The following is a 23,255-nucleotide window of genomic DNA, read 5'->3' on the forward strand; positions in this document are numbered from 1 at the left end:
GCGGTCAAGCTATTTTGCAAGCAAATTCAGCTATAAGCCGAAACAAGCTGCGTCACCTGAGATCGTATCCATCTATTGGCGGGATCATTGTCGCTTGCTGCCGACCAGACCATCGATATCGGGCTTACCGTTAAATCGAGGGGAACGTCGGCGACTGCCAAGCCAAACAGGCCGGCATACCGCTTCACAATTCTGGTCGGCAGCGTCGCGATCAAGGGCGCTTCCAGGACAGCCGTCAGCACAGTCAGGAATTCCGGCGCTGCCACCGACACGTCGAGCCGCACGTTGATCCGCTTCAACGCATCATCAATGCAGCCTTCGATGGCATCCTTCTGTGAAACCAGTGCATGCTTCAGCCCGACATAGCTGTCGCGGTCCAATGCTTGGGGAAGATCGAGAAGCTTCGGATTGTAGCAGCACATCAGTGATTGTTCGAACAGCAGGCTGCGCCGATGTCTATTGTTGCCGTCATCGTAGCAGCCGACGCCGAGATCGATGACGTTGTCGTCCAGAAGCTTGTGGACCATCTCGGGATTGACCGCACGGGCGAGCACTCTAATGCCGGGCGCCGTCTCGTTCAACATAGCGGCGAGACGCGGCACGAGCAGCACCTCAAGCTCGCTGGAAAAGCCGATACGGAATATCTGCTCGGCCTTGCCGGGCTCAAAGGCATTAGGCGTTACGATCGCCTGCTGCGTACGGCTGAGTATCTGCTCCACCGCCTCGGCGAAACGCAGCGCGCGATGGGTCGGCTGCATGACCTGGCCGACACGCACGAACAGCTCATCCTGAAGCAGTGTGCGAAGAGTTCCGAGATTGTGGCTCATGGCAGGCTGCTGGATTTTCAGACGAACAGCAGCTTTCGTCACGCTCCGCTCCTTCATGAGCGCATCGAATGCGACGAGCAGGTTCAGGTCAAAGGACCACAAATTGAAATGATCGATGGAGACAATTTCATTCATCGATTTGATCGTTGCACGAAATCTCCCTATTGTCCATAGGCATCAGACAGCGCTGTCCCCGGTTCCAGTTCAACTCGAAAGGAAATTCCATGAGCGATCTTGGAAAGGAATATCGTATTGCCGGCGTGACGGTGAGGAAGGTGCAAGAGCAGTATCTGCACAACGTCCCGCCCTCGTTTCTCTATCCGGCTGCCGCTTCTGAGGAACTTAGGGCGGTCGAGCCGCGGCTTTCCGCTGTCGATATGGAAGAGGGCCGCGATGCCCTTGTGGTGAGTATACATACTTGGCTTGTAAGGACGCCCGACCACATCATCCTCATCGATACCGGCTCGGGCAACGACAAGGAAAGACCGCGTAATCCCAGCTTCCACCATCAGACCATCCCGTTTCTCGACAGGCTGCGCCAGGCGGGTGTCGGGCCGGAAGACGTCGACTTCGTCATCAATACCCATCTCCACGTCGATCATTCCGGCTGGAATACCGTGCTTGAGGACGGAAGATGGATTCCCACCTTCAAAAATGCGCGCTACATCTTCCCCCGCGCCGAGCAGGAATATTACTCGTCAACGGCAAGCCACAACGACGTCAACATTCCCAGTGCCGGCGTCTATGAAGACAGCGTGCGGCCCGTGATCGAGGCGGGGCTTGCTGATTTCATCGACAGCGCAGGCGGTCCTTTCCTGGATCGATTCACCTTCTTGCCGACACCTGGCCACAGCATCGGCCATATGTCCGTTCTGCTGGAATCGGGCAAGGAAGCGGCGATTTTTGCTGGCGATGTCATGCACCATCCGATCCAGGTGGAGCGTCCTGACCTCAACACGGTGTTCTGCGAATTCCGGGATCAGGCTGCCCAGTCCAGACGGCGTGTCCTCGAGTTCGCAGCCGATAATCGTGCCATTTACTTCTCCACGCATTTCCCCGGCTCGTCTGCTGGTTATGTGACCCGCGACGGCGAAAAATTCAGGTGGTCCTATGTCTGAGAACAAGCTCGCATCTTCAGCTTTTGACGCAGGCGAGATCGTATTCGACGAGCATTACGTCGATAGCGGAACCGATGGCATCAAGCTCTATCTCCGCAATAAGCGAAGGAGAGATCACAAAGCCTTTCTCGCGGAGAAAACAATCGTAATGGTGCACGGGGCGACCTTCTCGTCCGGAAGTCTTTACGATGTTCCCTTCAACGGGATGTCTTTCATCGACTTCCTCGCCAATCAAGGCTTCGATGTCTTTGCGGTTGATGTCCGGGGCTATGGAAAGTCGACCCGCCCGCCGGAAATGCAGGCGCAGCCCGATCTCAACCCGCCGCTTGTCGGCACCGACACTGGCGTCGAGGACTTCGCAACGGCTGTCGATTTCGTCCTTCGGCTTCGCGGTCTCAACGCCGTCAGCGTCTTCGCAATGTCCTGGGGCGGCACCGTGGCCGGTGCATATGCTGCGCGCAACGGCGACAAGATCGTCAAGCTGGCACTGCTCGCGCCGCAATGGCTGAGCGACGTTCCCATCCCGATCGATCAGGGTGGGATCCTCGGTTCCTATCGGCTTGTCCCAGTCCATGCGGCCTTGCCGCGTTGGCTGAGCACCGCACCCGAATACGCGCGTGACCGACTTGTGCCGGAGGGCTGGTTCGACCTCTGGGCTAAACTGACCCTTTCGGAAGAGACGTCGCAGGCTGACAGGGAGCAAGGCAAACTTCGGGCCACGAATGGGCCGATCCAGGACATCCGCACCTACTGGCGATCTGGAAATCCCTACTATCGTCCGAGCGAGATTCGCGCCCCGGTGCTGCTGTTGCATGGTGAATGGGACATCGACGTTCCGCCTGATCTGGCGCGGACCTATTTCGAGCAGCTGACCGGCGCCTCCTACAGGCGATGGGTGGAAATCGGGGAGGCGACGCACCTCGCTCTCATGGAGACCAATCGCATGCAGGCCTATTCCGAGGTTCAGCGCTTTTTCGATGAATCCTTCCAACCGGAATAGAATTTGAACGGGCTCCGGGATCGGATTTCGGAGCCCGCTTCCTCCGTTAGTCCGCTGCAAGTCCGGCGCCGCCACCAAGCCACTCGTTCCATGACAATTCTGATCACCGCCATTCTGGATGCCGGGCGAAGTGCCGTCGACATCGCGATATTCACCTTTCTGCCGTTGATGATCGTGACCTTCTCGCTGATGCGCTATCTCGAAGGCATTAGCGCATTGCGATGGATCGCCGGCAGGGCCAATCCGCTCTTCGGATTGTTTGGTCTGGACGGTTTCGGAGCCTTGGCGATTATCCAGCTCAGCCTCGTCAGTTCGGCTGCCCCGGTCTCGGCCCTGTCGCTCATGGCGCACAAGGGGACGTCGGAGAGATGTCGGGCCGCTGCCTTTGCCGCGGTGCTTGCGGCCGCGCCGGCAAATGCCAGTTTTCCGCTCGCAAGTCTCGGTGTCGATCCCGGCTTGATCATCGTGAACGGTATTTGCGGAGCGCTTGTGGCCTCCACTCTTGCCTGCTGGCTGGTTGGGCTCCGTTTCCAGTCTGGACAGATCTGTTCCTGTTACAAGGCGGATGAGCCCGTCGCCGCAAGGCTCGATCTGCTGACGGCGATCAACCGCGGTGGCGCAGACGCCGTTCGGGCCATTTCTGCAATCCTGCCGGTGCTGGTGATCTCACTTCTAATGGTCAGGCTTATCCAAACCACAGGCGCACTTTCGGCCTTCACGTCCGTCGCGCTGCCATTGCTTCAGTTGCTCAGCGCTTCGCAGCAGGATGTCCTGTTCTTCCTCACAAAGTGCCTGGCAGGATCAAGTGCAGCGGTCACCCTGTTACTCGACGTCCACAAGGAGCTACGTCTTCAGCCTGAGAAAATAATTCGCGGATCCGCATTTCTGGTAAACGCTCTCGACCTTCCTGGTCTTTCCATCCTTATCGCTTCGGTGCCAGCGCTCCGGTCGGTGGCAGGCGTTGCCATCGTGAGCGCATTGGCGGGAATCCTTGTCCGCACGGCGCTGGTGTCCTGGCTTTGAGCCAACACGCTCCTGCTTTGATGGATCGTTACGGAGCACCGACTACATGCTTTGGGTGTGGCCAGGAAAAGCCCGCAGCTAACGCCCGCGGCTTCCCTTCAGCATCGACCAGCTATAGAGGAACAACCCCGCCCAGATCAGCGGGAAGGCGATCATGCGCGCCGTGCCGAATGGCTCGTGGAAGACGAAGACCGCGATCAGGAAGATCATCGTCGGCGCGATATACTGCGTGATGCCGATCGTCGAGAGTTTCAACAGCTTGGCGCCGTTCGCATAGATCATCAGCGGCACGGCGGTGATGACGCCGCAGCCGAGCAGCAGGGTCGTGTCGGCAAGACCGGTGCGGTAGAGGTGGCCCTGGCCGCCGAATTCGAGATAGAGAATGTAGAGGAGGGCCGGTCCGCTGAGGATCAGCACTTCGAGGAAGAAGCCCTGGTTCGGCCCGAGCGGCAGCGTCTTGCGCAACAGGGCGTAGAACCCCCAGCTGATCGCCAGCGTCAGCGCCACCCACGGGATGCCGCCGCTGTCCAGCGCGAGAATGGCGACGGCAAGCGCCGCAAGCGCGATCGCCGCGATCTGCAGCGGCTGCAGCTTTTCCTTGAGGAACATAGCGCCGAGGAAGATGCTGAACAGCGGATTGATGAAATAGCCGAGTGCTGCATCGAGCGAATGGCCGGCGCCGATCGCCCAGACATAGGTGCCCCAGTTGACGGTGATCAGCGACGCCGTCAGCGCCGCCATCGCCAGCATGCGCGGCGAGCCGAGTGCCGTTCGGATGTCTTGCGTGCGACCGAGCACGATCAGCACAATGCCCGCCAGCGGCAGCGACCAGACGATCCGATGGGCGATCACCTCGGCCGGCGAGATATGCGCCACCGCCTTCATGTAGATTGGCAGGAAGCCCCAGAGCAGGTAGGCCGTCAGCGCGAAGGCGAACCCGCGCGGACTGTCTTCGTTCTTGGCCAAAGGAACGGATGCATCGGTCGACATCGGTGTTTCCATCTTTGTTCTTCTTCTGATCCGGCCTAGCTTAAGCGCCGTGAATAGGCCAATTCATTTCGTTGAATGAAGGGTGAGAGGATTTGAAGCGGGAGACGACGCGATGATCCGGCGCCCTGCGGTGGAGGGCGGCGTCCGAAGGAAGCGAATGGTATTCGGGCTGGGGTTTTTACGCCGGGCCGGCGGAATAGATTTATTCCGCCGCGATCTTGCCCGCCAGCTGCCGGTTCTTCATCAGCTTGTAAATGACCGAATCCATCAAAGCCTGGAACGAAGCGTCGATGATGTTCTCGGAGACGCCGACCGTCCACCAGCGCACGCCGTCGCTGTCGGTGGATTCGATCAGCACGCGGGTGATCGCCTCGGTGCCGCCATTGAGGATACGCACCTTGAAATCGGCGAGCACCAGATCGTCGATCTCGTGCTGGTACTTGCCGAAATCCTTGCGTAGCGCGAGGTCGAGCGCGTTGACCGGGCCTTCGGCATCGGCAACCGACATCAGCGTCTGGCCGTCGATGGTGATCTTGACCACCGCCTCCGAGACGATCTTCACGCGGCCGAGACTGTCGAAGCGGCGCTCGATCATCACGCGGAAGCCTTCGATGGTGAAGAATTCCGGGATCGTGCCGAGCGTGCGGCGGGCCAGCAGTTCGAAGCTCGCATCCGCGCCCTCATAGGCATAGCCGATGGATTCACGTTCCTTGACGATGGAGATCAGCAGGTCGAGCTTCGGATCGTCCTTGGCGACCGCGATACCGCGCCGTTTCAGCGCATTGATGAAGTTCGCCTTGCCGCCCTGGTCGGAGACCATGACCTTGCGGAAGTTGCCGACGGTTTCCGGCGGCACATGTTCGTAGGTCCGTGGGTCCTTGATCAGCGCCGATGCATGGATGCCGGCCTTGGTGGCGAAGGCGGAGGCGCCGACATAGGGCATCTGGTGGTCGGGCGAGCGGTTGAGCAGCTCGTCGAAGGCATGCGAGAGCCGGGTGAGGTTGAGCAGCCGCTCCTCATCGATCGCCGTTTCGAAACGTGTGTTGTAGGCGCTCTTCAGCGCCAGCGTCGGGATCAGCGTCACCAGATTGGCATTGCCGCAGCGCTCGCCGATGCCGTTCAGCGTACCCTGGATCTGCCGGACGCCGGCTTCGACTGCGGCAAGCGAATTGGCAACTGCCTGTCCGGTGTCGTTATGCGCATGGATGCCAAGACAGTGGCCGGGAACGCCTGAGGCGATCACCGCCTCGACGATGGCCCGCACCTCCGGCGGCTGTGTGCCGCCATTGGTGTCGCAGAGCACGACCCAGCGGGCGCCGCTCTCATAGGCCGTCTTGGCGCAGGCGAGCGCATAGGCCGGATTGGCCTTGAAGCCGTCGAAGAAATGCTCGCAATCGACGATCGCCTCCTTGGCCGCGCCAACCGCTGCCTTGACGCTTTCGGCGATGCATTCGAGGTTTTCCTCATTGGTGCAGCCAAGCGCTACCGCGACATGATAATCCCAGCTCTTGGCGACGAAACAGATGGCGTCGGATTTCGCCTGCAGCAGCCCGGCAATGCCGGGATCGTTGGAGACCGAAACGCCCGCCCGCTTCGTCATGCCGAAGGCGACGAAACTGGCTTGGCTGGTGCGTTTCTCGCTGAAGAAGGCGGTATCCGTCGGATTGGCGCCGGGATATCCGCCCTCGACGTAATCGATGCCGAATTCGTCCAGCATGGCGGCGATCGCGATCTTGTCCTCGACGGAAAAATCGATGCCGGGCGTCTGCTGCCCGTCCCGGAGCGTCGTGTCGAAGAGGTAGATTTTTTCCTTAGTCACCACGATGCCTCCCAGGCATTGACTGCTTTTATTCGGGACTTACCCTCCACAAGGGGGGAGATCGGAAATCCGCTGAGCTGTGGTGCAGACCATCGAGGCTCTGGCAAGGAGCTTGCGCCCAGCCGATCTCCCTCCTTGTGGGGGAGATGCCCGGCAGGGCAGAGGGGGTTAGCCACAGCGTGCGACATCAGTCTTTCTTCCCCGCAAACCTATCCGTCGCCCGGATCAGCCGATCGAGAATCCCAGGCTCCGAATAGGCATGGCCCGCGCCCTCGATCAGGTGGAACTCCGCCGTCGGCCAGGCCTTGTGCAGCAGCCAGGCATATTTGGCCGGGCAGGGCATGTCGTAGCGGCCATGCACGATCACGCCGGGAATGTCCCTGAGCCTGCCAGCATCGCGGATCAACTGTCCCTCGTCCATCCAGCCGGCATGGACGAAGAAATGGTTCTCGATGCGAGCAAATGCATAGGCGAATTCCGGCTCCTCGAATTTGAAGCTCGTCGAAGGTTCCGGCAGCAGCGTGATCGTTTCGCCTTCCCAGATGCTCCAGGCCTGCGCGGCCGCGAGGCGCACATTCTTGTCCTCATGCGTCAGGCGACGATGATAGGCATGCATCATCTCATGCCGCTCTTCCCTAGGAATGAGAGCGATGAACCGCTCCCACTTGTCAGGGAACATTTCCGAGACGCCGAATTGGTAGTACCAGTCGAGCTCGGCCTTGGTCAGCGTATAGATGCCACGCAGGATGAGTTCGGAGACATGCTCCGGATGCGTCTCGGCATAGGCGAGCGCCAGCGTCGAGCCCCAGGAGCCGCCGAACACTTGCCAGCTGTCGACGCCTATCATCTCGCGCAGCCGCTCGATATCGGCGACGAGGTGCCAGGTCGTATTGGCACGGAGTTCCGCATGCGGCGTCGACCTGCCGCAACCGCGCTGGTCGAACAGCATGACGTCGTAGAGAGCGGGATCGAAAAGCCGGCGATGGGCGGGCGAGATGCCGCCGCCCGGGCCGCCATGCAGGAAGACGGCGGGCTTGGCGCCAGGCGTTCCCGAGCGCTCCCAATAGATCACATGGCCGTCGCCGACATCGAGATGGCCGGAAGCATAAGGTTCGATTTCGGGATAGAGCGTGCGCAGTATCTCGGTCATATCTTCACGCCTTTCGTGGGCCAGACTTCGGTGTCGTGATCGGGATGCTGGAAGGAGATGATCGCCTCCTGTCGTGAGTAGAAATCCTGATCCTTCAGCACCGGCGCCTCGAAGATTTCCTCGACCCAGGGCAGGCGGGCCTCGTAATTGACCTGGATCAGCGGTGCGAGGTCACTGCGGTCGTCGAAAGTGCCGATCGCAAGCTCCAGCCCGCCCGGATGACGATAGGTCATCGGCGTGCCGCAATTGCTGCAGAAGCCGCGGTCGATATTGACCGAGGACTGGAAGTAGCTCGGCTCGCCACGTGTCCACTCCATCCCTTCCTCAGGCGCGGTGACGAGCGCCGAGAAGAAGCCGCCGAACTGTTTCTGGCACATGCGGCAATGGCAGATCGAGGGTCGCCCCAGTCTGCCCGAGATGCGGAAGCGCACGGCACCGCACTGGCATCCGCCTGTTTTTATCGTGTCCGTCATGAGGTTTCTCCGAGGGGCCAGCTTTTCGTGTCGTGGTCGGGGTGCTGATGGTTGCTTGCCGCGATCGCGTTCCCGCGATCGCGCGTTTCAGCCTCTGGTTCCAGCGGCAGGCCGTCGAGCGTATGAAACCAGGACATCTTGCGGCCGGTGTTCGATTGCATCACCGGCTTGATCGCATCGGGATCATCCAGTGAGCCGAGCGTGATATTGATGAATTCCGCTTCCGGAATGTCATAAAACAGCGGCGTGCCGCAATCGCCGCAGAAGCCGCGCCGCACCAGATCCGAGGACTGAAACCATTTCGGTGCGCCGCGCGTCAGGGTAAAATCGCTCCGCATCGCGGCGGCAAGCGGCATGAAATAATTACCGGCCGCCTTCTGGCACATGCGGCAATGGCAAAGATGGGGATAGCCGAGTTCGCCTTTGGCGCGGTAGCGCACCGCGCCGCACTGGCACCCGCCGCTTCTGTCTGATTCCGCCGTCATCCGAGCTCCTTGGGTGGCCATACCTGCGTCTCGTGATCGGGATGCTGTTGGGAGACGAGCTCAAGCAGGAAGGGAGCAGCCTGCGCATCCTCCTCCGTTCGGTGCCCCGGCAATTCGTGCAGATGATCGACGAAACCGATCTTGCCTTCGATCCCGAATTGGACCACCGGCGGAAATGCCGAGGGATCGTCGAAGGCGCCCGCGGCAATCGCTATTCCATCCGGCGCCTCATAGGTGAGTGGCGTGCCGCAATCGCCGCAAAAGCCGCGCTCGACAAAGTTGGAAGAGCGGAATTTTTTCCGCTCTCCACGTATCCATTCGAAATCGGCGCCGCGCACCGAGACCAGCGGTGCATAATAAGCCCCGAACGCCTTCTGGCACATGCGGCAATGACAGATCGACGAATCCTTGATGTCGCCGCTGACGCGAAAACGGATCGCTCCGCATTGGCAGCCGCCTGTATAGGTCGTCATCGAGTATGTCTCCCTTGGGATTTCAGCCTAGGCGCCAAGACCCCTCCCAACCCTCCCCACAAGGGGGAGGGCTCTCTCGTGGCACCGCCTTCGCTTCCGCCTCGAATGTTTGCGGTCGTGGTGATCTCGCATCGGAGCAGCGCGGCACCGTAGCCCCTCCCCCTTGTGGGGAGGGGTTGGGGAGGGGTCTTATCCCAACACGCCACTCTCACCGCTTGACCTCCCAGGTCGTCACCCGCTCGCCGGTCACCGGATCCTTGCCATCCTTCAACTGGATGCCCTTCGCCGTCAGTTCGTCGCGGATCTTGTCAGCCTCGGGGAAGTTCTTCGCCTTCAGCATTTCGAGCCGCATCGCGACCAGCGCATCGACCGCCGATGCGACGGCTTCGTCGATCTCCATCTTTTTCGGCAGCAGGCCCAGAAGGTCGGCCGTTGCGGCAAAGACGGCGCGGGCTGCGGAATCCGCATGGGCAGCCTGCGCCAGCGCATGCAATGCCTGCACCGCCGCGACGGTGTTGAGGTCGTCGGAAAGCGCGTTCAGCACGGTTTCATCGGGCGGCGCATCGCCGGCTTCTGCCGCCGGCCATTTGGCGAGCAGACGTTCGGCTTCTTCCAGTCGCTTGATCGAAAAATCGATCGGCTCGCGGTAATGCGTCATCAGTATGGCAAGGCGCAGCACCTGACCCGGCCATCTGCGGCCGCCGAAGATTTCCGTCTGAAGCAACTCGTTGATGGTGATGAAATTGCCTTCGGATTTCGACATCTTGCGGCCTTCGACCTGCAGGAAGCCGTTATGCATCCAGACATTCGCCATCACCTCGGTGCCGTGCGCGCAGCGCGACTGGGCGATCTCGTTTTCATGATGCGGGAAGATCAGGTCCAGCCCGCCGCCATGAATGTCGAAGATATCGCCGAGATAACGCTTGCTCATCGCCGAGCATTCGATGTGCCAACCGGGCCGGCCGCGGCCCCATGGGCTCTCCCAGCCGGGTTCGCTGTGGCTCGACAGCTTCCAGAGCACGAAATCACCTGGGTTCCTCTTGTGCGCGTCGACGGCGACGCGGGCGCCGGCCTGCTGCTCGTCGAGCGGACGTTTCGAAAGCTGACCGTAATCCGCCATGGATTTGGTGTCGAACAGCACTTCCCCTGATGCGACATAGGCATGGCCGTTGCCGATCAGCTTCTCGATGATCTCGGTCATCTCGACGATATTGTCGGTGGCGCGCGGCTCGAAGCCCGGCTCCAGGCAGCCGAGTTCGGCGACATCGGCGTGATATTGCGTCTCCGTCTTTTCGGTGACCGCGCGGATCGCTTCATTGAGCGGCAGGCCCGGATGGTCTCGAAGCGCCCGCGCATTGATCTTGTCGTCGACGTCGGTGATGTTGCGGACATAAGTGACGTGGTCTTCGCCATAGACATGGCGCAGCAGCCGGAACAGCATATCGAAGACGATGGCTGGCCGGGCATTGCCGATATGAGCGAAGTCATAGACGGTCGGGCCGCAGACATACATGCGGACATTGTTGGGATCGATCGGCGAAAAGACAGATTTTTCCCGTGTCAGCGTGTTGTACAGCTTCAGTTCCGGCGTCGCGTCCATTTCACTCTCCCAAATGCACGATCAGAAAAATAGTGCGACCGGCGGACCGGGGCGTTTCGCATCTTGACTATTTGGGAGACGAAAACGGCCGGGCCAGCGCTCGCGCTAGCGAATAATCTTCCGGCAGATAATGCAGATAACCGTTTTCATGGCGCGTTTTATGGCCCGGTTCGTGCTTCCGGTCAAGGGGCGAAGAGCGATCCAGCGGCAACGGGATCCATCTATCCGGTGAATCGATTTCAGCAACCAACGTCTTTGAAACCGATCAGCGCGCTCCTTGAAATTCGTCCGCCATTTTCGGAGCACAAATCTCGCATAGCCAGTTGAGAAGCTGTTGAAAATAGGGGGAAGGGATGCGGAGACTTGCGCGATCGACGATCGGAGCGACTGCGGTTCTGGTGGTCGCATTCGCTGCATATTTCGCATACGATTTCGGGATGCTTCGCTTCAACAACCCCTCTCTTAGCAACTATCCAATCCAAGGCATCGATGTCAGCCATCACCAGGGCGATATCGATTGGAAGGTTGTTGCCGCGCAGCCGAATGTCCGTTTCGCCTTCATGAAGGCGACCGAAGGCGGAGACCATTGGGATTCCAAGTTCGCCGACAACTGGCAGCGCGCTGGAGATGCTGGAGTGGTCAGGGGCGCCTATCATTTCTTCACCTTCTGCCGCCCGGGCAAGGATCAGGCGCAGAATGTCCTGGCGACCGTGCCGAAGGAGCAGGGAACTCTGCCGATCGCCGTCGATCTGGAGTTTGTCGGCAATTGCAACAAGATCCCGACGCTCGAGGAAATGGTTGCCGAGGTGAACGCCTTTTTCACCGAGCTGAACGGCACTTTTCCGGAAAAGCCTATTTTCTACGTCACGCAGGAGTTCTTCGATCAATATCTGAAAGGCAATGAATCACGCTTCCCCGACCACTATCTGTGGCTGCGCAGCGTGTTCAGAGAGCCGAGGCAGGAAGAGTGCAGTCGTTGGTCGATCTGGCAATTTGCCGATAACGGCACCTTGGACGGCATCCAGGGACCGGTTGACCTGAATGCGCTATGCCCGTCGGAAACGGGCCTGGCGCAGCTGTTTCCAGCCGTTGCAGCGAACTGAACGTCAAGCTTATTCCGGTAGGCGATAATCGACGAGCTTGTTCTCCCGGATGATGAACAGCTTGCCCGTCTCCGTCACACCAGGCCCGAGCAACGGCAGGATTGCCTTTGCGACCTCGGAGGGATGCGGCAGCGTCTGCGGATCTTCGCCCGGCACTGCCTGCGCCCGCATCGCCGTGCGTGTCGCCCCCGGATCGACGCTGGTGACCCGCAGCGGTGTGCTTTGGCTCTCGCCGGCCCATGTGCGTGCCAGCGCTTCGACCGCAGCCTTGGAAGCGGAATAGGCGCCCCAGAAGGGGCGGCACTTGTGGGCAGCACCCGACGAGATGATCACCGCGCGGCCGGCATCCGAGCGGGCCAACAACGGGTCGACCGAGCGGATCAGCCGCCATGTCGCGGTGACGTTGATGGTCATCACCTTCTCGAACACTTTCGCTTCGATATGGCCGATCGGCGAAATGACGCCGAGCACGCCGGCATTGGCAACGAGGATGTCGAGCTTGCCCCAGCGCTCGAAGATCGAGCCGCCGAGCGCATCGATCGCATTCATGTCGGCAAGGTCGAAGGGCACGAGTGTTGCCGTGCCCCCGACAGCCTTGATCGCATCGTCGAGGTCCTCGAGCCCGCCGACCGTGCGGGCGCAGGCAATCACATGGGCGCCGGCTTTGGCAAGTTCCAGCGCCGTGAAATAGCCGATGCCGCGCGACGCACCGGTGACGAGTGCGATCTTGCCTTCAAGATTGATATTCATGATGCCGTGTTCCCTCACGAAGGGAGAGGGGTTCGATTGAACCCCTCGGGATGGGACAATGGAAAAGCCGGCGCGCCGTGTCAGCCGTTGCTGGCAAGCATCGAAATCTTGTTGCCCATGGACTCGCCGTTCTTGTCGAGCAGGCGGGTCGGATAGTCGCCGGTAAAATAATGGTCGGTGAACTGCGGCCGGGCCGGGTTGCGGTCCTCGCCGCCAACGGCGCGATAGAGGCCGTCGATCGACAGGAAGGCGAGCGAATCGGCGCCGATGTATTTGGCCATGGCTTTGACATCGGCATATTGGTTTGCCAGCAGCTTATCTGCGTCAGGCGTGTCGATGCCGTAGAAATCCGGGAAGAAGATCATCGGGCTTGCGACGCGGACATGGACTTCGCGCGCGCCGGCTTCCCGGATCATCTGGACGATCTTGAGAGACGTCGTGCCGCGCACGATGGAATCGTCAACCAGCACCACGCGCTTGCCTTCGATCATCGCCCGGTTGGCCGAATGCTTCAGCTTTACGCCGAAGGCGCGGATCTGCTGCGTCGGCTCGATGAAGGTGCGCCCGACATAATGGTTGCGGATGATGCCGTATTCGAACGGAATGCCGCTCTGTTGGGCATAGCCGAGCGCTGCCGGCGTCCCACCATCCGGCACCGGCACGATCACGTCGCCATCGACGGGCGATTCCTTGGCGAGGTTCATGCCCATGCTCTTGCGCGTCGTATAGACGTTGCGGCCGCCGACCACCGAGTCCGGGCGAGCGAAATAGACATATTCGAACAGGCAGAGGCGTTCCGGCTGCGGCTTGCTGGGCTTGCGCGCATCGATGCTGATCGAGCCGTCGGGCTGGATTTCACAGATGATGACCTCGCCGTTCTCAACGTCACGGATGAACTTGGCGCCGATGATGTCGAGTGCGCAGGTCTCCGAGCAGAAGATCGGCTTGCCGTCGAATTCCCCCATGACGAGTGGGCGGATGCCGGTCGGATCGCGCGCGGCAATCAGCTTGGTGCGCGTCATGGCGAGCATCGAATAGCCGCCTTCCATCTGGCGAATGGCGTCGATGAAGCGGTCGGATGTCGAAGCGTGACGGGAGCGGGCGATGAGGTGAAGGACGACCTCGGTGTCGGAGGTCGACTGACAGATGGCGCCGGTCGCGATGATCTGGCGGCGCAGCGTCAGGCCGTTGGTGAAATTGCCGTTATGGGCGATGGCGATGCCGCCTTCTTCCAATTCGGCAAAGAGCGGCTGGACGTTGCGCATGGCCACTTCGCCGGTTGTCGAGTAGCGGGTATGACCGATCGTAATGCTGCCGGGCAGGCGGGCAAGCGTCATCGGATTGGTATAGTGGTCACCGACGAGGCCCATGTGGCGCTCTTGATAAAAGCGCTTGCCGTCGAAGGAGACGATGCCGGCCGCTTCCTGTCCACGGTGCTGCAAGGCATGCAGGCCGAGAGCTGTCAGCGCGGCGGCATCGGGATGTCCCAGAATTCCGAAAACCCCGCATTCTTCATGCAGCGTATCTCCGTCGAGCGGATCGTCGGTCGGGAAGGAATGGGACTGGTTCATTTCTGCGGGCCTCTGCTCTCACAAGAATGGATCGGCATTTCCAGAAACAGCTGAGCCCGGCGGAGCTGGAATGCCCGGCCGGACCCTCATTTCATGTTCCGCTCAAATGGCAACTGCCGGAAGGCGGGTCAAGCTCTTGAACACTGTGTCAATTCGCCGGCTGCTGTGCGCCGCCTGCCGGCGCGGTCGGTGCGTCTTCCGCCGGAGCCTGGTCGCCCGTCGGCGGAGTGGTGCCTCCAGCGCCCTGTGCCGGTGGCTGCAGCTTATCACGGATGCTTTCCGGTATCATCTGGGCAAATTGCTCCGGCAGAACCGATTTCAGCTTCACGACCATCGAATCCAGGAAGGGCTTTGACTTCGCCTCATTGACCCAGGCCGGACGGTGGTCGACATCGACGAGCCAATTCCAGAAGGCGACGGCAACGACCAGGAGCAGCACGCCACGCGCCGCCCCGAACAGGAAGCCGAGCGTGCGGTCGAGCGCGCCGACACGGCTGTCGATGATGAAATCGGCGATCTTCATCGTGATGAAGGAGATGACGATCAGCGCGATCAGGAAGACGACCGCTGCCGAACCGACGATCGCGATACGGTCGTCATCCGTATATTTCTTCGCATAAGGCAGCAGGTACGGATAAAGGTAATAGGCAGCCGCGGCCGAACCGCCCCAGCTTGCGATCGAAAGAATCTCGCGCGAAAAGCCGCGGACCATCGCCAGCACGGCGGAGAAGAGCACGACGCCGATGACAATACCGTCGAAAATCGTAATGGGCATGTAAATTCAACTCCAGGACTGCCGCTTGGCGGCCGTGTCGTGCCTTATCGTGTGCTCCTATATCATCACCACTCTCGGCAATGAAAGGATCAAACCTCGTCTTCCACACGCAGCGCTCCCTTCGATCCGGCGATGCGCGCGACCAGATCCGGCAGGCTTCCGACTTCGCTCCAGCGCCCGCCGGAGCCTTTCGGCAGTTCGGCGGAGGCGGATGGAAGCAGTGCTGCAGAAAAACCCAGCTTCTCGGCTTCCTTGAGGCGCTGGGCGGTGTGCGCAACCGGCCGGATGGCGCCCGACAGGCTGACTTCGCCGAAATAGACGCAATCGGCGGGAAGGGCAATACCGGCAAGCGAGGAAACGAGCGCCGAGGCGACGGCAAGATCGGCCGCCGGTTCGGAGATGCGGTAACCGCCGGCGACGTTGAGGTAGACGTCGTGCTGGCCGAGCCTGACGCCGCAATGGGCTTCCAGCACCGCCAGGATCATTGACAGCCGTGCCGAGTCCCAACCGACCACGGCGCGCCGCGGCGTGCCGAGTGAGGTCGGCGCTACCAGCGCCTGCACCTCGACGAGAATGGGACGCGTGCCCTCCATACCGGCGAATACGGCAGCGCCCGGCGATTTCTCGTTGCGTTCGCCAAGGAAGAGTTCCGAGGGGTTGGCGACTTCGCGCAAGCCTTTGTCTGACATTTCGAAGACGCCGATCTCGTCGGTCGGGCCGAAGCGGTTCTTGACAGTGCGCAGAATTCGGTAGTGATGGCCGCGATCGCCTTCGAAATAGAGCACGGCATCGACCATGTGCTCGACGACGCGTGGCCCGGCGATCTGCCCGTCCTTGGTCACGTGGCCGACGAGCACCATGGCTGCCCCCGTCTGCTTGGCGAAACGGATCATTGCCTGGACGCCGGTGCGCACCTGCGTCACCGTTCCCGGCGCGGATTCGGCAAGTTCGCTCCACAGCGTCTGGATGGAATCGATGATGACGAGGTCCGGCCGCTTGCCCTCGGCGAGCGTCGCCAGAATATCCTCGACATTGGTTTCGGCCGCCAGCATCACGTCGGTATCGGCCGCCGCAAGGCGTTGCGCCCGCAGCCGGACCTGCGCCACGGCTTCTTCGCCTGAGACGTAGATGATCTTGTGGCCGCGCCGCGCAAGGGCGGCGGCTGCCTGCATCAACAACGTCGATTTGCCGATGCCGGGATCGCCGCCGATTAGCACCGCCGACCCGCGCACGAAGCCGCCGCCGAGCGCCCGGTCGAGCTCCGGCATGGCGGTATGGATGCGTGGCGCCTCCTCGATTTCGCCGGAGAGCGCCGTCAGCGCCACCGGCCGGCCCTTCTTCGGCGTCTTGCCGGGACCGGAGCCGATCCCACCCATAGGGTCTTCCTCGACGATGGTGTTCCACTCGCCGCAGTTCTCGCATTTGCCAGCCCAGCGGTTATGAACCGTGCCGCAACTCTGGCAAATGAATTGTGTCCTGGCCTTCGCCATCAATTACTCTTTCAGTCCGGGTTTCCAAGTGAAGCAGACGCGCCGCCTCATCGAATCAATATCGCGCTTGAGATAATGGCTGTCGCGACGGATCAAAACTAATGATTTCCCCATCAGCGCACCCGTGCCTATCCTTTGCCTCTGGCGCATCGGGCCGATGCGAGATTGAAAGTATTGCGGCGCCCTTTGCGCGTCTCAAAAGACACGCGGCGCTGTAGTCCGGGAATGGTGAAGATGTTCGATTATTCGTTTGCGCACTGGTTTGCATTTCTGTCGGCGGCAGTTCTGCTCAATCTCTCGCCCGGTCCCGACATCGCCTTCATCCTCGGTCACACGATGAGAAGCGGAAAACGCGCCGGTTTTTCGGCGCTGTTCGGCGTCTGGTCCGGCGCCTGCCTGCATGTTCTGATGGCGGCACTCGGCCTCTCGGCCATACTTGCGGCTTCCGCAGTCGCCTTCTCGACAGTCAAATGGATCGGCGCCGCCTATCTCGTCTGGCTCGGAATTCAGGCTTTGCGCTCCGGTGGCGGCGATGGCCTGATAAAGGCCGTCGGTGAAAGGTTGCCGGTGGCAAGGATCTACCGACAGGGAATTCTGGTGTCGCTGCTCAATCCGAAAGTGGCGATATTCTTCCTGGCCTTCCTGCCGCAATTCGTGGTAGAAGGGGCAGGGCCGGCATGGGCCCAACTCCTGCTGCATGGCGGGCTCATCATCGTCGTTGCCGCCTTCATCGAACCACCGCTCGTCCTTCTCGGAGGGCGCCTTGCTGACGCGATCAGGCATAATCAAAAAATCGGACTCTGGCTCGATCGCGGCCTCGGTGCGCTTTTCCTCGCGCTCGGCGTCCGTCTCGCCCTCAGCAGCCGCTGAACATGGCGGCCGTTATTCCTCGGCCACGTAGCGCCGCTCGTGGCGGAGCCCCATGCTGGTCAGGATCTCGTATCCGATCGTGCCGGATGCCCGCGCCACATCGTCCACCGGCATGTTCTTCCCGAACAGTTCGACATAATCCCCGGCGCGCACGGCATTGTCAGGCAGGTCGGTGATATCGAAGATCGTCAGGTCCATGGTGATCCGGCCGGCAACCGGCACCTTCTGTCCGGCGATGAAACCTTGCCCGCCTTGCGGCACCACATGGCGCAGCGGCACGCCGCCGCTCGACTGGCTGCGCATGTAGCCGTCTGCATAGCCGGCCGAGGCGATCGCCAGCCGGCTTTCGCGGCGAAGCTGCAGCGCCCGGCCATAGCTGACGGTCTCGCCGGCCTTGACGCTGCGCACCTGAATGATGCGCGCTTCCGCTGTCGCGACCGGCCGCATCGGGTTTGCCATGCCGCTGACCGCTTCGCCGCCATAGAGCGCGATCCCGGGGCGGGTCAGGTCGAAGTGATAATCCTCACCGAGAAAGATGCCGGCCGAGGCGGCAAGACTTGAATCGATGCCTTCATAGGCGGCGCTAACCCTGTGGAATGATTCGAGCTGCTGCCGGTTCATCGCATGGGCGGGATCGTCGGCGCAGGCGAGGTGGCTCATGACAAGCACGGGCGCGAAGCTCGCCGGCCGCGAGACGTCGTCGGCGAGCGCGATCGCATCGTCGATATGCAGTCCGAGCCGATTGAAGCCGGTATCGACATGCAGCGCGCAGGGGTAGTCGCCGTAATCTGCAAGCACCGCCATCCAGAAGGCGAGCTGTTCGTCGGAGGAAATCACCGGCACCAGATCATTGTCGAAGAAGCGCCGCTCGGTGCCCGGCCAGATGCCGGAAAGCACGAAGATGCGCGCCTCGGGCGCATAGAGGCGAAGTGTTACGCCCTCGTCGACGGTCGCGACGAAGAAGTCGCGGGCGCCGGCCATATACAGCGCTTCGCCGGCATCCTCGATGCCCATGCCGTAAGCATCGGCCTTGACGACCGCCGAGGCGCGCGCCGCGCCGGAGCGGCGCGCCATGTCGCGCCAGTTCTCCGTCAGGGCGGTCAGGTCGACGGTCAGCCGCAGGCCTGCGGAAGCGAAAAGATCGTCGTCTTCGAAGGGGATAGGAAAATCTGTCATGAATCGCCGTAGAGAATCGAAGGAAACCACCTCGCCCAGTCTAGAGAGCATTGTGGCCAAGAAAAAGCGGAAGCGGGCACATACCATCCTTTGCCTGTTGCACGATCACTTTTGTTCAAGACGCATGCAGGCTTCCGCGCTAATCTCGCTGGATGCAGAACGTATCGCAGAGAGGGGCGGCGGAGGCCATGCCGCTTGCCAATGTTGAATCGGCCCGCTTCTGGCGGGACAGCCGCTTCCGCGACATGGAGTGCCTGAGCGCCACCTTCCTGACGCATGAATATGCGCCGCATGCGCATGATACCTTCAGCATCGGCACGATAGAAAGCGGCAGCCAGATCGCCACCCTCAGCGGCAGGCGGGAGGAAACCGGGCCTGGCGACCTTTATCTGATCGATCCCGGCGTCGTCCATGACGGTGCTCCCGGCGGCGAGGGCTACCGCTACCGCATGATCTATCCCGACATGAAGCTGTTCGTCGATATTCTGGAGGATGTCCCGGCAAGGCCTTTCATGCAACGCCGTCCTTCGCCGGCGGGCTTCCACGCGATCCGCAACTCGCCAATGCCTTTCACGCCGCTCATCGAACGCTCGAGAGTGGCGCAGGCGCGCTGGAATCCGATGAGAGCATGTTCTCGGTGCTGGCGGCGATCTTTGCGCGCCACGGCAGCGCCATCATCGTTCCTATCGATACGCAGGAGCGTAGCGCGGTCGCTCGCGCCCGCGACTACCTGATCGAGAATTTCGACAGCGATGTCGGCCTCGATGAACTGGCCGGCGTGGCGAGGTTGAGTCGCGCGCACCTCATCCGCGCTTTCAGCAAGGAATATCACATCGCCGCACGCCTTCCTGACAGATCGGCGCGTGCAGGTGGCGCGCCGGCTGCTGCGGCAGGGGCGTGCGCCGGCCGACATCGCGCTCGAATGCGGGTTTGCCGACCAGGCGCATTTCACACGGCACTTCAAAGCACGCACGGGCGTGACACCCGGCCAATTCCGCACGGGCTGATCACTTTTGTTCAATACTGCCGTTTCGGGCTGGGCTAAGCCTGCGCGATCCCAATCAGGAGGTTGCCATGTTGCAGCACAGCCGGCGATCCGGCGAATTTATTGCCGGAACGCGTGCCATTTTTCCTCTTGTTGTCGCCGTCCCGCCGATCGGTCTGGTCTTCGGCGCGGTCGCCGCCACCAAGGGCCTTTCACCGCTGGAAACGACGCTGATGAGCGCGCTTGTCTTCGCAGGAGGTTCGCAATTCGTCGCCATGGACATCTGGACGCATCCGGTAAGCTGGGTCGGCGTCGGCTTCGCGGCCCTTCTGGTCAATATCCGCCACGTGCTGATGAGCGCGTCGATCGGCACGAAGATGCAGTCCTTCTCCGGCGTCAAACGCTATATCGCCATGCTCTTCCTTGCCGATGAACTCTGGGCCATGGCGGAATTCCGCGCCGGCAGCACGCGGCTGACGCCCGCCTGGTATGCCGGTATCGTCACGCCCTTCTATCTCACCTGGGTCGGCTCGTCGCTGACAGGCGCACTGCTCGGCGCCTTTCTCGGCAACCCTGCCGTTATCGGCCTCGACTTCGCCTTTCCGGCTGTCTTCGTCGTGCTCGTCATGGGCTTCTGGAAGGGGCCGGAAACCGGCGCGGTCCTTGCTGCAAGCGGTGTCGCATCCGTGGCGGTCCACCACTTGGTGCCCGGCGTCTGGTATATCGCCGCCGGTGCGCTGGCCGGGCTGGCAACGGCCCTCTGGCAGGGCAGGGGCGCGGGAGCAGGCGGCATGACGCTCGATCTCAACACATTGATCGCCATCCTCGCAATGACCGCCGCAACGGTCCTCACCCGTGTCAGCGGCCTGGTATTGATCCGCCATGTCGAGATGGATGAGCGCCGGAGAACGGCGATCGAGGCCATTCCGCCGGCCGTGCTGATGGCCGTCATCGCCCCGACCGCCTTTGCGACCGGCTGGGCGGAGACGCTGGCCTGCGCGATAACGGCGATCGCAGCACCCCGCCTGCCGATGCTCGCGAGCGTCGTGGTTGGCATCGCAACGGTCACCCTATTGAGGGCTGTGGGTCTCTAAAGAAATTGACGCGGCAATACCGCGTCAATGTTCCTCATATTGGGTGAAGGAGGGATCGGCGAGATCGGCAAAGCGCGTGAATTCCGCCTGGAAGGCGAGCTTCACCGTGCCCGTCGGCCCGTGGCGCTGCTTGGCGATGATGACGTCGGCCGTGCCCTTCACCTTGTCGAACAGCGCTTCCCATTCCGGATATTTCGGATCGTGGATGTCGCGCGGCTCCGAATTCTTGACGTAATATTCCTCGCGGAACACGAAGAGCACGACGTCGGCGTCCTGCTCGATCGAGCCGGATTCGCGAAGGTCAGACAGCTGCGGCCGCTTGTCGTCGCGGCTTTCGACCTGACGCGAGAGCTGCGACAGCGCGATGATCGGAACGTTCAGCTCCTTGCCGAGCGCCTTGAGGCCGGTGGTGATCTGGGTGATTTCCTGCACGCGGTTGTCGCTGGATTTGCCCGAGCCGGTCATCAGCTGAATGTAGTCGACGACAAGCACGTCGAGGCCGCGCTGGCGCTTCAGACGGCGCGCGCGGGCCGAAAGCTGGGCGATCGAGATACCGCCAGTCTGGTCGATATAGAGCGGCACCTTCTGCATCATCATCGAGCAGGCGACGAGCTTTTCGAAATCGGCATCGTTGATGTCGCCGCGGCGGATCTTCGAGGAGGAGACCTCCGTCTGCTCGGAGATGATACGGGTGGCAAGCTGTTCGGACGACATTTCGAGCGAATAGAAGCCGACAACGCCGCCGTTCTTCGCCTTCATGCTGCCGTCCGACTGGACTTCGCCTTCGTAGGCGGCGGCGATATTGTAGGCGATGTTGGTGGCAAGCGAGGTCTTGCCCATGCCGGGGCGTCCGGCAAGCACGATCAAGTCCGACCGCTGCAAGCCGCCCATCTTGGAATCCAGCGAATGGATGCCGGTGGAAATGCCGGAAAGCCCGCCGTCACGTTCTTTGGCGACGGCCGCCATGTCGATCGCCAGCGCAACCGCATCGTTGAAGGCCTGGAAGCCGCCATCGTAGCGGCCGTTTTCCGCCAGTTCGAAGAGGCGGCGTTCGGTATCCTCGATCTGCGACTGCGGCGGCATGTCGAGCGGCGCGTCATAAGCAATGTTGACGACGTCCTCGCCAATGGTGATCAGCGCCCGGCGCAGTGCCAGATCGTAGATCGCCCGGCCGTAATCCTCGGCATTGATGACGGTGACGGCATTGCTGACGAGGCTCGCCAGATATTGCGAAACCGTCATGTCGCCGACCTTCTCGTCGGCCTTCAGGAAGGTCTTGATCGTCACCGGATTGGCGATCTTGCCCATGCGGATGATATCGCCGGCAACCTCGAAGATCTTCCGGTGCAGCGGTTCATAGAGATGGATCGGCTTCAGGAAGTCCGACACCCGGTAATAGGCGTCGTTGTTCATCAGGATCGCACCCAGAAGCGCTTGCTCGGCTTCGATATTGTTGGGTGCTTCGCGATAATGCTGCTCCGCCGGAGCAACGGCTGCAATCTTTCGAGCGGCGTCGTTCATCATCATCCGTTCTGTCTTTTTCCAGCTCCGGAGTTGCAATTCCGGACGCGAAAATCAAGAGGCTACGAAAGGAGCGGGGGCTCGCTTCGCCTAAATCCTGAACGCTGTGCACGTTGTTCGACTTCTCCACAGTCTCGGGCGACACAAAGGAGAAATACTGGCAGTGTCACCCGCACGACACGGTATGGCGGCGACTCAGCCCATCCGTTTCGGAGAATGTTATTTTAGCGTGATGCGATAAGGCACGCAGCAAAAACATCCGGAAAATCCCCTTAAAAAAGCGACCCGATCGGCTGCTCATATCGAGGGGGTGAAAACGAAAAAGCCCGGCGCGGTGGCCGGGCTTTCCTCTCGCGGATCGCTCCGGCGAAATTATGCTTCGTCTTCGTCGACGCCGTCAGCTTCCGGATCGAAGAAGTCTTCCGGACGCAGCGCGTCTTCGTCGACGCCGTAGATCGCGTCGACCGAGGTGAGTTCTTCGCCCTTGGACTGGCGCTCTGCCTCTTCGGCAGAACGGGCAACGTTCAGCTCGACGTGGATTTCGACTTCGGCATGCAGCTGCAGTTCGACCTTGTGCAGGCCGATCGACTTGATCGGCGTGTTGAGGTGAACCTGGTTGCGGCCGATGTTGAAGCCTTCGGCGCCGAGAATCTCGACGACGTCACGGGCAGCAACCGAACCGTAGAGCTGGCCGGTTTCGCCGGCGGAACGCACGACGATGAAGGACTTGCCGTCGAGAACGTCGGCGATCTTCTGGGCTTCCGATTTGCGCTCGAGGTTGCGGGCTTCGAGCGTCGCGCGCTCGGCTTCGAAGCGGGTCTTGTTGGCGGCGTTGGCGCGCAGCGCCTTGCCGAGCGGCAGCAGGTAGTTACGGGCAAAGCCGTCGCGAACCTTTACGGTTTCGCCCATCTGGCCGAGCTTGGAGATGCGTTCGAGAAGGATGACTTCCATTTTCTTTTTCC

21 protein-coding genes and 2 pseudogenes are annotated in these 23,255 nt (G+C 61.2%); 8 read left to right on the forward strand and 15 right to left on the reverse strand.

The features are described 5' to 3' along the window. Nucleotides 1-26 precede the first annotated feature (26 nt). The gene (locus N2A41_RS06465) at nucleotides 27-962 is read right to left on the reverse strand and encodes a LysR family transcriptional regulator (RefSeq protein ID WP_017963688.1); all 936 of its coding nucleotides are present in this window, start codon (nucleotides 960-962) and stop codon (nucleotides 27-29) included. Nucleotides 963-1,051: 89 nt separating this feature from the next. Between N2A41_RS06465 and N2A41_RS06470 the strand changes: the two genes are divergently transcribed. The 3 genes from N2A41_RS06470 (at nucleotide 1,052) to N2A41_RS06480 (ending at nucleotide 3,968) form a co-directional block, all read left to right on the forward strand. Beyond that, nucleotides 1,052-1,945, forward strand: coding sequence for an MBL fold metallo-hydrolase (locus tag N2A41_RS06470; RefSeq protein WP_260110551.1), 894 nt, complete (start codon nucleotides 1,052-1,054; stop codon nucleotides 1,943-1,945). Continuing rightward, nucleotides 1,938-2,945, forward strand: coding sequence for an alpha/beta hydrolase (locus N2A41_RS06475; RefSeq protein ID WP_260110552.1), 1,008 nt, complete (start codon nucleotides 1,938-1,940; stop codon nucleotides 2,943-2,945). Before N2A41_RS06470 ends, N2A41_RS06475 begins: the two co-directional genes overlap by 8 nt. Before the next feature lie 90 nt (nucleotides 2,946-3,035). Further along, nucleotides 3,036-3,968 carry a hypothetical protein gene (locus N2A41_RS06480; protein ID WP_260110553.1) on the forward strand — a complete coding sequence of 311 codons (933 nt, stop codon included), beginning with the start codon at nucleotides 3,036-3,038 and terminating at the stop codon, nucleotides 3,966-3,968. A 78-nt stretch (nucleotides 3,969-4,046) separates the two neighbouring features. On the opposite strand, the gene rarD is transcribed toward N2A41_RS06480, so the two are convergent. From rarD to cysS, 7 genes are all read right to left on the reverse strand, one after another. Beyond that, the gene (gene rarD / locus N2A41_RS06485; RefSeq protein WP_260110554.1) at nucleotides 4,047-4,958 is read right to left on the reverse strand and encodes an EamA family transporter RarD; all 912 of its coding nucleotides are present in this window, start codon (nucleotides 4,956-4,958) and stop codon (nucleotides 4,047-4,049) included. A gap of 202 nt (nucleotides 4,959-5,160) precedes the next feature. Continuing rightward, nucleotides 5,161-6,777: a citramalate synthase gene (cimA, locus tag N2A41_RS06490; protein WP_162118506.1), complete on the reverse strand. Its 1,617-nt coding sequence runs from the start codon at nucleotides 6,775-6,777 to the stop codon at nucleotides 5,161-5,163. A gap of 187 nt (nucleotides 6,778-6,964) precedes the next feature. Continuing rightward, the gene (gene pip / locus N2A41_RS06495) at nucleotides 6,965-7,927 is read right to left on the reverse strand and encodes a prolyl aminopeptidase (RefSeq protein ID WP_222384688.1); all 963 of its coding nucleotides are present in this window, start codon (nucleotides 7,925-7,927) and stop codon (nucleotides 6,965-6,967) included. Continuing rightward, entirely contained in the window at nucleotides 7,924-8,400 is a 477-nt protein-coding gene (locus tag N2A41_RS06500; RefSeq protein ID WP_170256720.1) for a GFA family protein, read from the reverse strand. The genes pip and N2A41_RS06500 overlap by 4 nt, the downstream gene beginning before the upstream one ends. Further along, entirely contained in the window at nucleotides 8,397-8,885 is a 489-nt protein-coding gene (locus N2A41_RS06505) for a GFA family protein (protein WP_222384689.1), read from the reverse strand. Before N2A41_RS06505 ends, N2A41_RS06500 begins: the two co-directional genes overlap by 4 nt. Further along, nucleotides 8,882-9,358 carry a GFA family protein gene (locus N2A41_RS06510; RefSeq protein ID WP_162118502.1) on the reverse strand — a complete coding sequence of 159 codons (477 nt, stop codon included), beginning with the start codon at nucleotides 9,356-9,358 and terminating at the stop codon, nucleotides 8,882-8,884. Before N2A41_RS06510 ends, N2A41_RS06505 begins: the two co-directional genes overlap by 4 nt. A gap of 208 nt (nucleotides 9,359-9,566) precedes the next feature. Next, complete coding sequence (gene cysS, locus N2A41_RS06515; protein ID WP_260110555.1) at nucleotides 9,567-10,958, reverse strand: cysteine--tRNA ligase; 1,392 nt, start codon at nucleotides 10,956-10,958, stop codon at nucleotides 9,567-9,569. A 353-nt stretch (nucleotides 10,959-11,311) separates the two neighbouring features. Here cysS and N2A41_RS06520 point away from each other — a divergent pair, with 353 nt between their 5' ends. Beyond that, nucleotides 11,312-12,061 (forward strand): glycoside hydrolase family 25 protein, encoded by a 750-nt coding sequence (locus N2A41_RS06520; protein ID WP_260110556.1) that lies wholly within the window; start codon nucleotides 11,312-11,314, stop codon nucleotides 12,059-12,061. Between the two features lie 9 nt (nucleotides 12,062-12,070). Here the strand turns inward: N2A41_RS06520 and N2A41_RS06525 are convergent, their stop codons facing one another. The 4 genes from N2A41_RS06525 to radA all read right to left on the reverse strand — a co-directional run bounded on the left by N2A41_RS06525 (nucleotide 12,071) and on the right by radA (nucleotide 16,647). Further along, the gene (locus tag N2A41_RS06525) at nucleotides 12,071-12,811 is read right to left on the reverse strand and encodes an SDR family NAD(P)-dependent oxidoreductase (protein ID WP_162118499.1); all 741 of its coding nucleotides are present in this window, start codon (nucleotides 12,809-12,811) and stop codon (nucleotides 12,071-12,073) included. Nucleotides 12,812-12,891: 80 nt separating this feature from the next. Then, a complete protein-coding gene (gene purF, locus N2A41_RS06530) occupies nucleotides 12,892-14,382 on the reverse strand; it encodes an amidophosphoribosyltransferase (protein ID WP_017963701.1) in 1,491 nt (496 codons plus the stop codon). 148 nt (nucleotides 14,383-14,530) lie between these two features. Continuing rightward, nucleotides 14,531-15,157 carry a CvpA family protein gene (locus tag N2A41_RS06535; RefSeq protein ID WP_017963702.1) on the reverse strand — a complete coding sequence of 209 codons (627 nt, stop codon included), beginning with the start codon at nucleotides 15,155-15,157 and terminating at the stop codon, nucleotides 14,531-14,533. 89 nt (nucleotides 15,158-15,246) lie between these two features. Next, nucleotides 15,247-16,647 carry a DNA repair protein RadA gene (radA, locus tag N2A41_RS06540; protein ID WP_026154090.1) on the reverse strand — a complete coding sequence of 467 codons (1,401 nt, stop codon included), beginning with the start codon at nucleotides 16,645-16,647 and terminating at the stop codon, nucleotides 15,247-15,249. Nucleotides 16,648-16,881: 234 nt separating this feature from the next. Here radA and N2A41_RS06545 point away from each other — a divergent pair, with 234 nt between their 5' ends. After that, nucleotides 16,882-17,517, forward strand: a complete 636-nt coding sequence (locus tag N2A41_RS06545; RefSeq protein WP_026154091.1) for a LysE family translocator — start codon at nucleotides 16,882-16,884, stop codon at nucleotides 17,515-17,517. 12 nt (nucleotides 17,518-17,529) lie between these two features. Here N2A41_RS06545 and alr read toward each other — a convergent pair whose 3' ends face one another. Continuing rightward, complete coding sequence (gene alr / locus N2A41_RS06550) at nucleotides 17,530-18,693, reverse strand: alanine racemase (RefSeq protein WP_260110557.1); 1,164 nt, start codon at nucleotides 18,691-18,693, stop codon at nucleotides 17,530-17,532. A gap of 188 nt (nucleotides 18,694-18,881) precedes the next feature. Here alr and N2A41_RS06555 point away from each other — a divergent pair. The 3 genes and pseudogenes from N2A41_RS06555 to N2A41_RS06565 all read left to right on the forward strand — a co-directional run bounded on the left by N2A41_RS06555 (nucleotide 18,882) and on the right by N2A41_RS06565 (nucleotide 20,772). Beyond that, nucleotides 18,882-19,700 (forward strand): annotated as a pseudogene (locus N2A41_RS06555) (AraC family transcriptional regulator). Nucleotides 19,701-19,767: 67 nt separating this feature from the next. Beyond that, nucleotides 19,768-20,473, forward strand: a pseudogene (locus tag N2A41_RS06560) (AzlC family ABC transporter permease). After that, the gene (locus N2A41_RS06565) at nucleotides 20,470-20,772 is read left to right on the forward strand and encodes an AzlD family protein (protein WP_260111116.1); all 303 of its coding nucleotides are present in this window, start codon (nucleotides 20,470-20,472) and stop codon (nucleotides 20,770-20,772) included. Before N2A41_RS06560 ends, N2A41_RS06565 begins: the two are co-directional and overlap by 4 nt. A 24-nt stretch (nucleotides 20,773-20,796) precedes the next feature. On the opposite strand, the gene N2A41_RS06570 is transcribed toward N2A41_RS06565, so the two are convergent. After that, nucleotides 20,797-22,293 (reverse strand): replicative DNA helicase, encoded by a 1,497-nt coding sequence (locus tag N2A41_RS06570; RefSeq protein WP_026154092.1) that lies wholly within the window; start codon nucleotides 22,291-22,293, stop codon nucleotides 20,797-20,799. 372 nt (nucleotides 22,294-22,665) lie between these two features. Beyond that, nucleotides 22,666-23,244 (reverse strand): 50S ribosomal protein L9, encoded by a 579-nt coding sequence (gene rplI, locus N2A41_RS06575; protein WP_162118496.1) that lies wholly within the window; start codon nucleotides 23,242-23,244, stop codon nucleotides 22,666-22,668. Nucleotides 23,245-23,255 lie beyond the last annotated feature (11 nt).

It is taken from the genome of Rhizobium sp. SRDI969, from assembly GCF_025152725.1.
GTDB classification, from domain to species: domain Bacteria; phylum Pseudomonadota; class Alphaproteobacteria; order Rhizobiales; family Rhizobiaceae; genus Rhizobium; species Rhizobium leguminosarum_I.

Bases quoted from the DNA above. Each gene is read 5' to 3' on its own strand.
- N2A41_RS06465 (WP_017963688.1), bottom strand. From the start codon at position 962: ATGAATGAAATTGTCTCCATCGATCATTTCAATTTGTGGTCCTTTGAC.
- N2A41_RS06470 (WP_260110551.1), top strand. From the start codon at position 1,052: ATGAGCGATCTTGGAAAGGAATATCGTATTGCCGGCGTGACGGTGAGG.
- N2A41_RS06475 (WP_260110552.1), top strand. From the start codon at position 1,938: ATGTCTGAGAACAAGCTCGCATCTTCAGCTTTTGACGCAGGCGAGATC.
- N2A41_RS06480 (WP_260110553.1), top strand. From the start codon at position 3,036: ATGACAATTCTGATCACCGCCATTCTGGATGCCGGGCGAAGTGCCGTC.
- rarD (WP_260110554.1), bottom strand. From the start codon at position 4,958: ATGTCGACCGATGCATCCGTTCCTTTGGCCAAGAACGAAGACAGTCCG.
- pip (WP_222384688.1), bottom strand. From the start codon at position 7,927: ATGACCGAGATACTGCGCACGCTCTATCCCGAAATCGAACCTTATGCT.
- N2A41_RS06500 (WP_170256720.1), bottom strand. From the start codon at position 8,400: ATGACGGACACGATAAAAACAGGCGGATGCCAGTGCGGTGCCGTGCGC.
- N2A41_RS06505 (WP_222384689.1), bottom strand. From the start codon at position 8,885: ATGACGGCGGAATCAGACAGAAGCGGCGGGTGCCAGTGCGGCGCGGTG.
- N2A41_RS06510 (WP_162118502.1), bottom strand. From the start codon at position 9,358: ATGACGACCTATACAGGCGGCTGCCAATGCGGAGCGATCCGTTTTCGC.
- cysS (WP_260110555.1), bottom strand. From the start codon at position 10,958: ATGGACGCGACGCCGGAACTGAAGCTGTACAACACGCTGACACGGGAA.
- N2A41_RS06520 (WP_260110556.1), top strand. From the start codon at position 11,312: ATGCGGAGACTTGCGCGATCGACGATCGGAGCGACTGCGGTTCTGGTG.
- N2A41_RS06525 (WP_162118499.1), bottom strand. From the start codon at position 12,811: ATGAATATCAATCTTGAAGGCAAGATCGCACTCGTCACCGGTGCGTCG.
- purF (WP_017963701.1), bottom strand. From the start codon at position 14,382: ATGAACCAGTCCCATTCCTTCCCGACCGACGATCCGCTCGACGGAGAT.
- N2A41_RS06535 (WP_017963702.1), bottom strand. From the start codon at position 15,157: ATGCCCATTACGATTTTCGACGGTATTGTCATCGGCGTCGTGCTCTTC.
- radA (WP_026154090.1), bottom strand. From the start codon at position 16,647: ATGGCGAAGGCCAGGACACAATTCATTTGCCAGAGTTGCGGCACGGTT.
- N2A41_RS06545 (WP_026154091.1), top strand. From the start codon at position 16,882: ATGTTCGATTATTCGTTTGCGCACTGGTTTGCATTTCTGTCGGCGGCA.
- alr (WP_260110557.1), bottom strand. From the start codon at position 18,693: ATGACAGATTTTCCTATCCCCTTCGAAGACGACGATCTTTTCGCTTCC.
- N2A41_RS06565 (WP_260111116.1), top strand. From the start codon at position 20,470: ATGACGCTCGATCTCAACACATTGATCGCCATCCTCGCAATGACCGCC.
- N2A41_RS06570 (WP_026154092.1), bottom strand. From the start codon at position 22,293: ATGAACGACGCCGCTCGAAAGATTGCAGCCGTTGCTCCGGCGGAGCAG.
- rplI (WP_162118496.1), bottom strand. From the start codon at position 23,244: ATGGAAGTCATCCTTCTCGAACGCATCTCCAAGCTCGGCCAGATGGGC.